Origin of the sequence: Microcoleus sp. CAWBG27 (assembly GCF_020883145.1) — a bacterium.
Lineage (GTDB): Bacteria > Cyanobacteriota > Cyanobacteriia > Cyanobacteriales > Microcoleaceae > Microcoleus.
Map to the genome: position 1 here is coordinate 47,383 of NZ_JAHREU010000006.1, position 13,738 is coordinate 61,120.

Annotated in this window: 10 protein-coding genes; 5 read left to right on the plus strand and 5 right to left on the minus strand. The window is 44.6% G+C overall.

Annotated features, from left to right (window positions below):
• Positions 1-622: 622 nt before the first annotated feature.
• The 3 genes from ggt (at position 623) to panD (ending at position 5,173) form a co-directional block, all read left to right on the plus strand.
• On the plus strand, positions 623-2,350 hold the full coding sequence (gene ggt, locus QZ938_RS05495; protein ID WP_293347504.1) for a gamma-glutamyltransferase: 1,728 nt from the start codon (positions 623-625) through the stop codon (positions 2,348-2,350).
• A 413-nt stretch (positions 2,351-2,763) separates the two neighbouring features.
• Positions 2,764-3,693, plus strand: a complete 930-nt coding sequence (locus QZ938_RS05500; protein ID WP_293347501.1) for a choice-of-anchor L domain-containing protein — start codon at positions 2,764-2,766, stop codon at positions 3,691-3,693.
• A gap of 1,036 nt (positions 3,694-4,729) precedes the next feature.
• On the plus strand, positions 4,730-5,173 hold the full coding sequence (gene panD / locus QZ938_RS05505) for an aspartate 1-decarboxylase (protein ID WP_293347498.1): 444 nt from the start codon (positions 4,730-4,732) through the stop codon (positions 5,171-5,173).
• A 231-nt stretch (positions 5,174-5,404) separates the two neighbouring features.
• Here the strand turns inward: panD and QZ938_RS05510 are convergent, their stop codons facing one another.
• Together QZ938_RS05510 and QZ938_RS05515 are read right to left on the minus strand one after the other, a co-directional pair.
• On the minus strand, positions 5,405-6,487 hold the full coding sequence (locus QZ938_RS05510; protein WP_293347495.1) for a pentapeptide repeat-containing protein: 1,083 nt from the start codon (positions 6,485-6,487) through the stop codon (positions 5,405-5,407).
• A gap of 108 nt (positions 6,488-6,595) precedes the next feature.
• On the minus strand, positions 6,596-7,444 hold the full coding sequence (locus QZ938_RS05515; RefSeq protein ID WP_293347491.1) for an alpha/beta hydrolase: 849 nt from the start codon (positions 7,442-7,444) through the stop codon (positions 6,596-6,598).
• Positions 7,445-7,602: 158 nt separating this feature from the next.
• On the opposite strand from QZ938_RS05515, the gene QZ938_RS05520 reads away from it, so the two are divergent.
• Positions 7,603-8,070 (plus strand): retroviral-like aspartic protease family protein, encoded by a 468-nt coding sequence (locus tag QZ938_RS05520; RefSeq protein ID WP_293347489.1) that lies wholly within the window; start codon positions 7,603-7,605, stop codon positions 8,068-8,070.
• Positions 8,071-8,241: 171 nt separating this feature from the next.
• On the opposite strand, the gene QZ938_RS05525 is transcribed toward QZ938_RS05520, so the two are convergent.
• Together QZ938_RS05525 and QZ938_RS05530 are read right to left on the minus strand one after the other, a co-directional pair.
• Positions 8,242-8,964 (minus strand): DUF3120 domain-containing protein, encoded by a 723-nt coding sequence (locus QZ938_RS05525; RefSeq protein WP_293347486.1) that lies wholly within the window; start codon positions 8,962-8,964, stop codon positions 8,242-8,244.
• Positions 8,957-9,541, minus strand: coding sequence for a hypothetical protein (locus QZ938_RS05530; protein WP_293347483.1), 585 nt, complete (start codon positions 9,539-9,541; stop codon positions 8,957-8,959). The genes QZ938_RS05525 and QZ938_RS05530 overlap by 8 nt, the downstream gene beginning before the upstream one ends.
• A 479-nt stretch (positions 9,542-10,020) precedes the next feature.
• Here QZ938_RS05530 and QZ938_RS05535 point away from each other — a divergent pair, with 479 nt between their 5' ends.
• Entirely contained in the window at positions 10,021-11,223 is a 1,203-nt protein-coding gene (locus QZ938_RS05535) for a ferrochelatase (RefSeq protein WP_293347480.1), read from the plus strand.
• 175 nt (positions 11,224-11,398) lie between these two features.
• On the opposite strand, the gene QZ938_RS05540 is transcribed toward QZ938_RS05535, so the two are convergent.
• Positions 11,399-13,735, minus strand: a complete 2,337-nt coding sequence (locus QZ938_RS05540) for a tetratricopeptide repeat protein (protein WP_293148316.1) — start codon at positions 13,733-13,735, stop codon at positions 11,399-11,401.
• Between the last annotated feature and the right edge of the window lie 3 nt (positions 13,736-13,738).

A 13,738-nucleotide genomic window follows, 5' to 3' on the forward strand; every position in this document is an offset into this window, starting at 1 on the left:
TCTCTTGGCAACAACGTCCGCGAATCTTTATGAGAACCGCTATAATTAGTGAAATTCGACGTTGCTTAATCAGGGTATGAAAAAAATAAGTTTAAAATCCAAAAGCTTTGTGGATAATGGTTTCTATGACAAAACTATTTAGCTTTTCATACCGTAAATCAGCAACGCAAAAAAAATCCAGCCTATTATGCAGATAGGACATTGAGCCTTGAAAATAGCCAAATTTTTGATCGGAATGTTTATTAAAAAAATAATTAATGTAGCTCTGCTAGCATCTTTACCGCTCATCTGCAACACTTTTGGCTATGAGTGTTTTTGATAATCCTTAATATTTATGATAATTTAAATTAGAACATAGTGCAATACGGTTTACTTAAGATAGTCCGAAGAGAGGAACCAAGCAATCTCCATATCTATTTTTCATAGGGTTTGACCCCCAGGGCGGTATACCAGTAAACGGTATTGGAATATAGTGTGTTTAACAATTACCCTACTGAACATATTTGAATTTGGGTAAACTTGTGGGTGTTAATGATTCTGATCTGAAGTGAAATTAAATCTATGTCTTTAGGATGATGTTATTTAATTTTCACTGTAATATTCACCGACAAAGCGGGGGGAAATGTTGTCAAAGTCAAGGGACAAAGTGCGTATTTATACTTGTTTCATAACAGTAATACTGTTAGGTGGGTGCCACCAGCAGCTACAGCCAAACTTGCAGCAGCAGCGCAGCAAACAGGTAATGGCAGTTTCGGCTCACCCCCTGGCGAGCGCTGCGGGGCACAGCTTGCTGCAACAGGGAGGCAATGCGGTGGATGCGGCGGCTGCTACGGCTTTGGCGATTTCGGTGGTGGAGCCTTTTTCGGCGGGTATCGGCGGCGGAGGTTTTTTGCTGCTGCGGCGGGCGGAAACGGGAACTGTGCAAGCGCTGGATTTCCGGGAACGATCGCCCAAACGAGCAACGCGCGATATGTATTTGGACAAGCAAGGCAAGGTGCGGGCAAGGGCAAGTCTGGACGGGCATTTGGCGGCGGGCATTCCGGGTACTGTGGCTGGGCTTTATACCGTGCACCGCGAGTACGGTAAGTTACCTTGGGCGGCGGTGGTGGCTCCGGCGATCGCCCTTGCGGAAAACGGTTTTCCTGTAAGTTCCCGCTTCACAAAGGCTACTCTGCAACGAAAGGATGCGATTAACAAGAATCTGGCGGCCCGGGAGATTTTTACACGCGGTGATGTTTTATACCAACCGGGGGAGGTTTTGGTACAGCGAGATTTGGCGCGGACATTGCGACAAATTGCACAAAATCCCCAAAGTTTTTATCGCGGAGATATTGCGCGGGCGATCGCCACTGACATGGCTAAAAATGGTGGCATTATCACTCTCGAAGACCTGAAAAACTATACGCCTATTTGGCGAAATCCGGTTTGTGGCAAGTTTCGCACTTACGAAATTTGCGCGATGTCGCCTCCCTCTTCCGGTGGCGTTCATTTGTTGCAAATCCTCAATATTCTAGGCGATACCGATCTCAAGATTTTGGGAAGGAAAAGCCCGGATGCACTACATTTGCTGGCGGAATCGATGAGGATTGCCTACGCTGACAGGGCCGAATATTTGGGCGATCCAGATTTTGTCAGCGTACCTGTCAAAGCTCTGACTAGCAGGAATTATGGGAAATTTCGCCGATCGCAAATCGAAATTTCCAAAGCCAAACCTTCGAGCGAAGTAAAAGCTGTTGATGCTAAAACTTTGAGCCGCTTTGCCTACGAGTCGCCGGAAACTACGCACCTGACGGTAGTTGACAAAGAGCGCAATGTTGTTAGTTTGACGTTTACGGTAAATGGCGGTTTTGGGGCTGGGGTTGTGGCGGCGGGTACGGGAATTTTGCTCAACAATGAGATGGATGATTTTGCTGCTGCGCCGGGAGTGCCAAATTTGTTTGGTTTGGTGGGCGGTGAGGCAAATGCGATCGCCCCCGGGAAGACTCCTTTATCCAGCATGACACCGGTTATCGTGACGGAAAATGGCAAATTTCGCCTTGCTGCGGGGGCTCCTGGAGGCAGCACGATTATTACCACGGTTTTGCAAATTGTCCTCAACCTGTTGGTTTACGACATGAATGTGGGCGAAGCTGTGTCTGCGCCTCGGGTGCACCATCAGTGGCAGCCCGATCGCCTGATGGTGGAACGCGGAGGTTTTGAGGCTGGGACGGTTGAGGAGTTGCGGAGGCGGGGACATCAGATTGTCGAACGATCCGGCTGGGGAAATGCAAATGCGATCGTCCAGACTGATGACGGTTGGTTGGAAGGGGCTGCCGATCCGCGCGGGGAAGGAGAAGCAAGGGGGTTTTAGCGATCGGTCATTAGTCAAGAAGTCATCAGTCATTTGTCATCAGTCATTAGTTTTGATATCAGGTGAGGTCGATCGACTCCACTTGATATCAATTGCGGATTTACCCAAAAACCCCGGTTGTTCAGCAAAATCTTTGGTCAAGGGCGATCGTAAACCTCATAAAAACCAGGTTTCTTGGGTATCCTGTGCCTACTTCCTCAAATTATTAGTCTATGTACGTATATTTTGGTATTAGTATTTTATCCTGAAGTTTATTGATTGAATAATTGCTAAGAAATACCCAAAATATTAACCATCCAAGCCGTAAAATTACGTATATGTAAAGTCATTGTAAAGGCACTAGACATTGATGCTTATCTAATGTAAAAATGAATTTAGACATTAAACAATCTTAGTCTTTTAAACAAAAATATATGATAAGTTATCACAAAATTGCTGCCTTAACAGCTACCTTGACTGCTGCTCTGAGCTTTTTGGCATCACCAGTAATGGCATTTTCGGTAGGGGCAACTAATAACACTGAGATTTTGAAAAATAATTTGTTAGGAAATAACATAGCAGGATTGAGTGATTTCTCTGTTTTAATTACCGGAAATCAGGCTGCCTTTGGTACTTTTATTAATGACCCTTTTGGTTTGCAGTCAGGCGTTGTTCTCAGCACTGGCAAAGTCACCAATATACCGGGCCAGAATCGGAAAGATAACCTAATGACCAACGGCAGCGATCTAAACACCGACTTTGGAGTAAAGGGCGAAGCTGGGGATTTAACTCAGCTAGACCTCAGATTTTTTGCTGACGACACTGCTGAAAAATTGTTTTTTGAGTATGTATTTGGTTCAGAGGAGTTTCCTGAGTTCGGCGCTTCTGAATACAATGACGATTTTGAACTGTTGCTGAATGGTCGTAACTTAGCAAAATTGAGCGACGGGAAAACAGTTACGATTAATAATCTCGTTCCCGATCCAAACAATCGCTCTACAGATCACTCGGACTATATTAACAACCCAAGTTTGACAGGTATTGCTGCTAACATCATTAAGCTAGACGGTTTTACTAAAGTTTTAGGGTTTGAGGGTTTGCTCAAGCAAAATCAGACAAATGTTCTCAGCATCCGCATGAAAGATGTGGGCGACGGTAATTTTGATTCGGCTGTATTTATTAAAGGCGGTTCTGTGGGAACGATAAAAGCTGATACAATTCCCGAATCGGTAGCTGTAGTGATGAAAAACAGTTCTGTGGAGATGGTAGAAGCTGAGCCAGTTCCAGAACCGATGACGGTCGGAGGTTTGATGGCGGGAGGTGCTATGCTGGCTGCTGGACGAAAGTTGCGCCGCCGGAAATAATCAATCACCGAAGCGTTCAATCAAAAAAAATCAAGCTCGTTAAGTATAGCTTTTCTCAAAAAGATGAGGTATGACTGACAGCTTATATAACCCATTTGACATCTTTGAGGCTGCAAGCTTTTTAATCATCAGCCAATCAAAGACAGATTAACTTTCGTGGTGTAGGGATGAAGCATTTGGGCGAAAATCCCTCATCTTTCACCCGATGTTTGATGTCCAAATGCTTCATCCTCCCCAGCGTCGGCGATTTAAAAGATCTCAAATGGGTTCTATATAACCACTTAAACCAAGAAGGGCTCTCTTCCCAACAACGTCCGCGAATCTTTATGAGAACCGCTATATGTAAAATTATTAGTTTGCAAACCCAATCAATTTTCCAAGTTTTGACATAATAATTGTGAGAAAAGCCTCCCCCAAAAGCCTAAAAAGGTGAAAAGTCAGATCCAACTTGCTGTACATTTCTTGGGGTAGATTTTGGGAGTGGAAAATTCGCAGCCGGCTATAGATATTCTTAATTCAGCGTGGCAACCACTAACCCCAATCAAAACAGTTACAATTGAGCGAGAATTCCCAGCAGGTAATTACCTCAAGCGTGTGAAAATCCAAGGATTTGACAATGACATGGAAGTATTCCAGGTAGTACACTGAAGGAAAGGATGCAGTAAGCTACTCTTAGAGAAAATTGTTTGCTATAGCAATCGTAAATGAGTCATAGATTTTTTACCCCACCCCAACCCTCCCCGAACTCGCGGGGAGGGAGCAAGAAGAAGTTCACAAATGATTTACGATCGCTATAGCCTTTCTCAAAAAGATGAGGTATGACTGGCAGGTTGTATAACCGCTGAAACCAAGAGGGCCCAAGCCCAACAACGTCCGCGAATCTTTGTGAGAACCGCTATATATTGGTTATATGACAGTAGAAATTCTTCAATTTTAGATTCGAGACTCAAGTTCAAGCTCCCAAATTTAATGCTGCAAGTAAATCTAAAATATAAAATACAAAATCGACTGACATATACAGTACAGGAAAAAAACAATGGCTAGAATTAGATTGATGCACGCTAAGCTACATGGAGTGCGCGTAACCGATGCAAATGTTAATTATGTAGGCAGTGTCACCATTGACAATGAATTGATCGATAAGGTGGGAATTCTGCCTTTACAGGAGGTGGAAATTTGGAATGTTAGCAATGGGAACCGCTTGTCAACCTATGTGTTGCCAGGAGAGCCGGGAAGTGGTATCATTTGTCTCAATGGTGCAGCATCTCATTTGTGCGATCCTGGAGATTTTGTGATTATTGCTGCCTATGAAGAATGCGATCGCGCTGAGGTATTTCGCACCGGGCATGAGGCGCGAGTAGTAATTGCCGATGAACACAATCGTTGTAAAAAGTTTTTCTACCAGACTTTAGCTCCGTGCGAGGGCAAACTTTTGTTTCAATCTGAGACAACCGAATTACCACCAACAACGAATTCCTAACAATTTATCACAAAAAAAGTAGGACTTACGCATGGGAACCCAGAAACCGGGTTTGTTACCGATATTAAAGATTCCCAGCGAATATTTGTGTGAAAAAACTTTGAAGAGGACTAAAGTCCTCACTACGAACCTATTTTATGGGGGTTGTTTTGGGTGACACTATCTAAGTTGGGAGTAACAATTTGCCGAAACTAGATTTTTGGCTTCAGAATTGAGGAAAAACTCAATCCTTTAACTGTGTACGGTACCGTCGGGCAAGATTGTACCTGTTAATCTAGCTCCTGTGAGTTTTACCATGACGCGATCGCCATAACCGATTTTAGCACCCGTCAAATCTGCACCGCTCAAGTCTGCACCGCTCAAATCCGCTCCAATTAAGTTGGTTTCTCTCAAGTTGGCATTAATCAAACAAGCTCCCAATAGGTTAGCCCTGAACAAGTTAGCTTTCTGCAAATTCGCCGCTGTGAGGTTGATGTTGTGCAGAAAAGTATCGCTTAAGTCAGCTTCACTCAGGTTGGCATTGCTCAAGTTTCTCCCAGAAAAATCCTTTTCTTTTAAGGAAGCTCCTTTGAAGTTGGAACCGCTTAAATCGGGAGCTTGTGGCGCAGCTTGTCGGTAAGACTGAGATGGCTGCGGTTGCTGCGATGGGTAGCGCGACGCATCTGAATAAGGCCCAGTCGGGTTTGCAGCATAGTTTCCCCCATAATTTCCCGCATAATTTCCCGCATAATTTCCTGAAGAGGGCTCGGGAGAGTAGCGCGGTTCTTTTGGAGTTGTTGGTGGTGGCTGGGTGTTTCTGTACTGAGTGTTTTGTTGCTGGGTATTTTGTTGCTGGGTATTTTGTTGTTGGGTGTTTCTATACTGAGTGTTTTGTTGTTGGGTGTTTCTATATTGAGTGTTTTGTTGCTGGGTGTTTTGTTGCTGAGTGTTTTGATACTGAGTATTTTGATACTGAGTATTTCTGTACTGGGTGTTTTGTTGCTGGGTGTTTTGTTGCTGGGTGTGTTTGTGCTGGGTGTTTTGTTGCTGGGTGTTTTGTTGCTGGGTGTTTTGTTGCTGGGTGTGTTTGTGCTGAGTATTTTTGTGCTGAGTGTTCTGATTTTGACCTCTTGGCTGAATCGATCGCAACTGTTCGCGAGCTTGATTAATTTCCTTAATCTTTTCTTCAGCTTTCTGGAGTAATCTAGGATTATCTTTAGGGATGCGATCGGGGTGCCAAATGAACGCTAAATCCTTGTAGGCTTGAGTAATTTCTTCTCGGGAAGCTCCCGGTAATAGTCCCAGCACTCTATAGTATTGGTCGAGGTCGTTCATGATACCACCTTTCGCTTTAAGAAATTAGGAATTAAAAATTAAGATCGGAGCAAAAGCTGCTGTAAAAGCTTGCTTCCCCGATCGTACATTGGATGAACAATAACTCAGCTATGCCGCTGCTGGCAAAAAGTCTCGGATTCGCTGCAAATATGTTGTGGCATCCTCCAGCATTGGAAAGTGAGCTGTATTTGGGATTATAACAAATTCTACTTTTTTGCTGAGGGAGGCTGCTTGCTCTCCCATGACGGCGGGGATAATTTTATCGAATTCTCCAGCTACCAGCAGTGTGGGCACGCTCAACCGTGCAAATTCCTGGGGCATTTCCTCGGCTGCTCTTTTGCTGACTGCTGTCACCATTGTACCGATCGCAGCTTCCTCGTCTGCCATTAAGAAATCCTTGAGAAATGCTAAACTGACCGCTGTTGGTAAGGAACGGCGCAAAAACCGAGCCATAAAGATGCGATCGACAAACGGGATAGAAGCCAGCCAAGACGGGCGAAATTTGACCACATAGCCGCCGAATTTGTGAAAAGTTGTGAAGGCTTTCTCATCGTATTCAAAAATGCCGCTGCAAGTGAGAATGGCTTTTTCTACTTTTTCGGGGTAAAGGTTGAGAAATAAAGTAGCAACGGATGCTCCTGTAGAGTGAGCGTTGAGAAAGACGCGGCTTAAATTCAGGGCTTTTAATAATTCGGCTAAGTCGCGGGCGTAGGTTTCAAGCTCGTAACTGGACTCAGGAGGTGATGGCGGTAAGGGCGATCGACCAAAACCTCTCATATCGTACAGCAAACAATCAAAATCATTGGCGATCGCCCGTGCAGTGCTTTCCCAGTAGCGGGCTGAGCCAGCCCAGCCGTGGAGAAATACCATAACTGGTTTGCCGCTGGGTTGGGCGCTATTGCCTGCTGTTATCCACTCGTAATAATGTTCTACACCGCGAACTGAAATGAAAGCCATGATATCAATTTTGGATTTTAGATTTTAGATTTTAGATTGTAACTCATCATTGTTAACTAAATACTCATCTCAAAAAATCTGGGTTGATCGAGGGCGATCGCGTCTGGTTAGCAGAAATCGTATAATGTCAGCAGGGAAAGATTCAAAGGTAATTTAATATGAAAGAATTAAATAAATTAGCATTGGATGGAATGAAGAACATGGGGGCAGTTACGACTCAGGTAAAGTTGACAAATGCCATAGATGAAGCTCTAATTAGTCGTGGATTACTCGCGCCTCGGTTGTTGCGTGAGTGCGAAACAGAAGCTCTAGTAGATACAGGATCGGTTTACCTAGTAATTTCAGCAGAAATGGTACAGCAGCTAGGTTTACGGATTATCGGACAACAGCAGGTTAAGTATGCTGATGGTCGTCAAGAAACCGTAGGAGTAACGGAAGCTATATTAATTGAAATTGAGGGGCGTAGGACTACCGAAGATGCTCTGGTAACAGGTGATGAGGTGTTGATTGGTCAAGTGGTTTTGGAGAAATTGGATTTGCTTGTGGATTGTAAGAATCAGCGGTTAATCGGCAATCCGAGCAATCCTGGTTATCCTGTGACTTATATTAAGCGAACCGGGGGATAATAAACAATAGAATACCCAGCCACAACAAGTAAGGTGCGTCATTTGAGAAACCAAAATTTTTTGTATTAAACCGAAAACTGACGCACCCTACAACTACAAATGATTCATCAAAACATCTGCGTCCACTCGCGTTAATCAGCCCACATCTGCGGTCAAAAATCTCCAAAAATCTCAAGCCGCAGAAGCAGCCAGCCAAAACAAACCATCCACCAAAAGCGTGCTAAAAACTGCTCCGCTGAAGGCGCGCCAGTGCAGGGTAGGGCGCAAACTGAGCAAACCGACTGTTAGCAACACAGCGATTAAAACTAAAGCGCAACCAATGCCCCAAGGAGTGTCAATTTGCCCGATCGCACTTTGGAAAATCGGCATCGCGAATTCCGGTTCTGCGTGCATGACTTTGCGCCAGTAGGGCATCAACCCAGTCAAATAAAAATATAAGTCAGTAATTGCAGTGCCAAATAGCGAACCTAAATAAAAATACGCTCCAACTTTTCCCCAGGATTTGTTCAAGCACCAAATTGCAAAGGGCAAACCAATTGATTCTATCGGTAAGTGCAAAATTGGTTCCCATCTAAACCAGCCCCAATAGATGGAACCAGCCAGCCAACATCCGGCAAAGCCTAATAATAAGTCTCCCCAAACTTGGGTTTTGGGGCGGAAAATTAGGATTAAACTGAGCACGAACCAGGGAATTGTTGAGAGCAAGCTGATGGTTGGATACAAGCGAACTAATGGTGCTTGCACGAAGACGGGAATTGAGACTAAAAATGCTGAGGCGCTAAATATTAACCACTGTTTAATACTGTTTGTTCTGCCTGAAGAAAGAGGATTTTCTAAGCGAGAAACTGTGACAATAGGTGCGATCCCTGAGGATAATAAATTAAAATTAAACAACTGATTGGACTCCGTAATGTTTCAATAAGTGAACTAAAAATGCGCCTGCGGTTGTGGGTGCGGCTTTCTCAATCCCGGCGGAAGTTTGGCCCATTTGCCAGCCTTTTGCCGTTTGGGGCTCGCGCCATAAATCCAAATGTGCGATCGCTGGATCTGCGTAAAAGCTGTCTCCACCGCTGCCGATAATTGCCGAGCTCCAGTGTGTGAAGCGATCGTGGCTGATCCGGTGGATCGGAAAAGTGCCCCCTAGGGGTACCCCCCAACCGTCTAAAGCAATGAATGCCGCGACTTTGCCGCCGATTTGTTGCCACATCCACGCAGCCCCGATCGCCCCAGCTACTCCTGCCGAAAAGCTGACAAATACTAGACTTTCTCCCGCTAAGTCTTGGCTGCACAAAAACTGCAATATGTCAATTGCTGAAAAAGGCGGATGTTTATGAGCGGGAAAAACCTTGACGCTATTGAGTATTTGCTGGTTTTGGCGATCGGCAGCCACGGCCCAAATCCCCGAAAGTCCCGCCAGGAAACAGTCGGTTAGCTTTGGTTCGTGAACTCCGGGGCAAATTACCAGTCTCATAGTGCGTCAAGAAAGTTAATATAGTTCGCAACATAACTTTATCATATATCTATTATATCAGATACCATCCCGGGGGATAGGGTATTAAAGTTATAATAGAGTCAAGTTGACAGAGTATCCCCCCAAGTATAGCGCGGGGAAGGCTCGAAACGACTGGCATCTGAGGCAAGGTAAGGGAGTCTTAAGAAAACATAAAACTTAACCCCCCCGGCCGGATTCCCTGTCAGGCTTAGCAAAGCCCGATCCTAGTTCTAGCCACCCTGTTGGTTTCGGGTTGGAGTTAAAAAGCTGATTTAGGACTGATGCTCATCCACCCGGTGTTCTTGGATAAATAAAAGATTTGACCGGGCAGTATGGGTGCAGAAGCCGGGAATCAGCGGTGCGATCGCCAATTGCGCGATCGCCAAAAATGAAAAATCTCAGATTCACCCTTCATCCTGTCTGGATCTCTTAGAATAAATAAAATTGAGGAATACAAAGTGGTTGCTTCTCCAGAAAAAATCGAGTTCAAAACATCTGCTGCACCCGCAAGTAATGACCGGGTTGCTGTCTTGCTGATGGGCTACGGCGAAGTCGAAAGCTACGACGATTTTGCCAACTACAACGAACAAGCTTTAAATTTACTGACGGCTAAGTTTGCCCCAGTACCGACTTGGATTTATCCGCCCCTGGCGAAGATTTTGGCAATTTTCGACTTGCACGAATGGAGTCACCAACACGGTAAATTCGTGTCGCCGCACAATGCGATTTTTGAACAGCAGCGCGCTGGGATTGAACAGAATTTGCAGGAGAAATGGGGCGACAAAGTAAAAGTGTTCAAAGCTTTTAACTTTTGCGCGCCGTTTTTGCCGGAACAAGTAATTCCGCAAATTAAAGCTGAAGGCTTTGATAAAATTCTGATTTATCCGCTGTTGGTTGTTGATTCTGTTTTCACCAGCGGGATTGCGGTGGAACAGGTAAACAATGCTTTAGCCCAAACCTTTGATGGCAAGGAACATTGGGTAACGGGACAGCGCTACATTCCTTCTTTTTACGATGAACCTGCTTACATCCAGCTAATGGCGGATTTGGTTGAAGCAGAAATTAAGAACGATTTAGCCGTAGCGCATTTGCCTTCTCAGATTGGGATTGTGCTGATGAATCACGGTTGTCCGCACAAGGCGAAGGGCTTCACTTCCGGGATTGTGGAAAGTCAAGCTTTGTACGATCGCGTGCGGGAGCGTTTGATGTATCGCTATCCTTTGATTTCGGTGGGCTGGCTGAATCACGACACACCGCTGATTGAATGGACTCAGCCGGATGCGACGTTGGCTGCGAAGAATTTGATTGATTTGGGTGCAACTGCGATCGTATTTATGCCGATCGGATTTGCGACAGAAAATCACGAAACTTTGTTAGATGTAGACCACATTATTGAGGGTTTGCAGAAACAGCGTCAAGGAGTTACTTACCGCAAATTGCCTTGCGTAAACGACCATCCTGAGTTCCTGAAAATGGCGGCAGAGTGGGCTAATCCGCAGATTGAAGCGTTGTTGAGTGAAATGGCAGTGGCGGTGAATCCGAATTTGGTTGTCCGCGATCACGTACATTCTCATGGCGATCATGGGCATAATCATGGGGATCACGGTCATTCTCACGGGGATCATGGGCATAATCATGGTGGGCACGGACACAATCATTAATTAGGATTTTAGAAACCGGGTTTTTTGCGATAATACTGCGTTGAAGACGACAGATTAAGTAAAAACCCGGTTTTTTTTGTGGGAGTGTGTGAGTTGAGATTGATTAATGAATTTAACCCTTTAAAAATTCTACTATTTTAATGGCAGGGTAGTAGGTATCATCAGCTAATTGCCCTTACTGGTTGCTTCCATCAAGATTACCTAAATTAGACAAAATTTCTGTATACTCTTGCGGGAAAGCCTCAAGAGTTCTAACTGTTAAAGCATTTTCATAACACTTTTTCGCCAGTTCGATATTCTGTGCTTTATCCCCCCTGATTCTGTTACTGTAGGCTAATCCCAGATTATTTTGCGTCGTTGCCCAATATTCGGGAAAAGCTTCAAGGGTATAAACTTGTAGTGCATTTTGGTAAAATTCGATCGCAACTTCGATATTCTGTGCTTTATCTCCCATGGTTCTGTTACTGTAGGCTTCTCCCAGATTATTTTGAGTCATTGCCCAATATTGGGGAAAAGCATCGCGGGTGTAGACGGTTAATGCAGCATTATAAGATGCGATCGCCCATTCGATATTATCAGCCCTATCTCCGTTGATTCTGGAATAGTAGGCATTTCCGAGATTATTTTGAGTCATTGCCCAATATGGGGGAAAAGCATCGCGGGTGTAGACGGTTAATGCAGCATTGTAAGATGCGATGGCCCGTTCGATATTGTCAGTCTTCTCTTCCCTGATTCTGTTGCTGTAGGCTACTGCCAGATTATTTTGAGTCATTGCCCAATATTGGGGAAAAGCATCGCGGGTGTAGACGGTTAATGCAGCATTGTAAGATGCGATCGCCCGTTCGATATTGTCAGCCTTCTCTCCCCTGATTCTGTTACTGTAGGCTACTGCCAGATTATTTTGGGTTTGAGCAAACTTTTCGCTTCCCGGTTCCCGATTAGTTAAAACTATTTCATAACCAGTAATCGCAATTTCCAGATTATTCGCTCTACTTCCCAGCGGAAAGTTACTAATATCCATACTCAAACTTTCAAGCGTGGCGAGAATTGACTCAATTGCTTCTGGATTTTCGGCAATTAACTTCTCTGCCACTTGATATAAAGTTTCGGCAAAACGGTGATTGAGGAGATGTTGCCGTCCGGCCAGCATGGCGTAAATTATTTTTATATCACTATTGCTATCTTGTTCTGCTTGCAATAATTCTAGGATAAAGTTTGCATACTCTTGCGAATTTTCACCTTCAGAGTCATCGCTATCTCCCTGATCCCTCGGATCCAAGAATTGCCCTAGCTGACTAGCCAGATTTCGCAAGAAACTCGCTGGATTTTCCTGTCCTTTCCCTGCCAAAGTTGCCGCTACTGACTCGCAAGTTTCCAGAAATCCACGATCTAATAATTCTGAGTTATTCTGTAATATCTGCGGTTCGTCTCCGTTGGGGAAAGCCAAGAGTGTCTGAATCAGTTGCAGATAGGCTTGGGTGCGGGTTTCGTCGTAAGATGCGATCGCCCCTTCCAAATTATTCGCACGATCGCCTAGAGGATATTGTTGGTAAAGATTCCCCAGTCGCCCCAAAGCAGCCGCCTCTCGTAGGCTATCCTTTAAACTCCTAGCAATTTCCAAAGACTGCTCATATAGATCGAATACCCGTTTCCACAATCCTAAGTCACGGTAAATATCACCTAACTGTAACAAAGTGTCAGATTCCGCCTGGGGTAAGTTCAATTCTCTTTGTAAAACAAGTGACTTCTCAAAGAAAAGAATTGCCCGATCGATCTCCTGTGTATCATCCTGTGTTTGGCCCGTCTTTACCCGGTTTGCATAACTATTAGCAACTCGATTGTATAGCGTTGCTAATGCAGGAGTTTCCATAGCTTGTTGTTCCAGACTTTCTACCTGATCTAACAGTTCATCTAGCGGTAAAGTCTCTCTTCTCTCAGACTCAATCAGCAGAGAAATTTCCCCAGTCTGGTTAACCACACCCGTTGCTTCCACCGCCGGTGCTACAAAGCGAAATACGCCACTCCGCCAACTCCAAAAATCCGGTGCTTTTATACTCAAACGACTCAAAATCTTCGGCGTAACCCAAATTACAATGGGATAAGGAAACTCTCGCAACCCCTCTCGCGTCCATTGCAAATAGCCGAAAAAACGGCTTAACTCCGATCGATTATTAGAGTCACCTTGTGACACAAAATCCATCAAAGCCTCCGTTCCCGTTACAGTAATTACGGCTGATGCGTGGGTTTTTTGTAACTCTGGGCAATCCTGAACCAGTTGCTCCAATGCAGCTCTTAGACTCGGTTCTTGTTGATTCAACACCACGCGATAACAGGGGATATTCGGAGTAAGTTCAGCCTCGTAACGATTAATGATCTGAGTTTGAAAATCTCCTGGTTTACAGGAGGCAATCAACAATGACAATACACCTTGACTTGCTTCAATTAAAGAAACAAGACCATCGTAACTATCCTCATTGATCGATTCATAGTCCACGATTTCACTGTCAAGCATTTA

Coding starts and splice junctions, on each gene's coding strand:
- QZ938_RS05520 (WP_293347489.1), top strand. CDS start 7,603: ATGAAAGAATTAAATAAATTAGCATTGGATGGAATGAAGAACATGGGG.
- QZ938_RS05515 (WP_293347491.1), bottom strand. CDS start 7,444: ATGGCTTTCATTTCAGTTCGCGGTGTAGAACATTATTACGAGTGGATA.
- panD (WP_293347498.1), top strand. CDS start 4,730: ATGGCTAGAATTAGATTGATGCACGCTAAGCTACATGGAGTGCGCGTA.
- QZ938_RS05500 (WP_293347501.1), top strand. CDS start 2,764: ATGATAAGTTATCACAAAATTGCTGCCTTAACAGCTACCTTGACTGCT.
- QZ938_RS05530 (WP_293347483.1), bottom strand. CDS start 9,541: ATGAGACTGGTAATTTGCCCCGGAGTTCACGAACCAAAGCTAACCGAC.
- QZ938_RS05510 (WP_293347495.1), bottom strand. CDS start 6,487: ATGAACGACCTCGACCAATACTATAGAGTGCTGGGACTATTACCGGGA.
- ggt (WP_293347504.1), top strand. CDS start 623: ATGTTGTCAAAGTCAAGGGACAAAGTGCGTATTTATACTTGTTTCATA.
- QZ938_RS05540 (WP_293148316.1), bottom strand. CDS start 13,735: ATGCTTGACAGTGAAATCGTGGACTATGAATCGATCAATGAGGATAGT.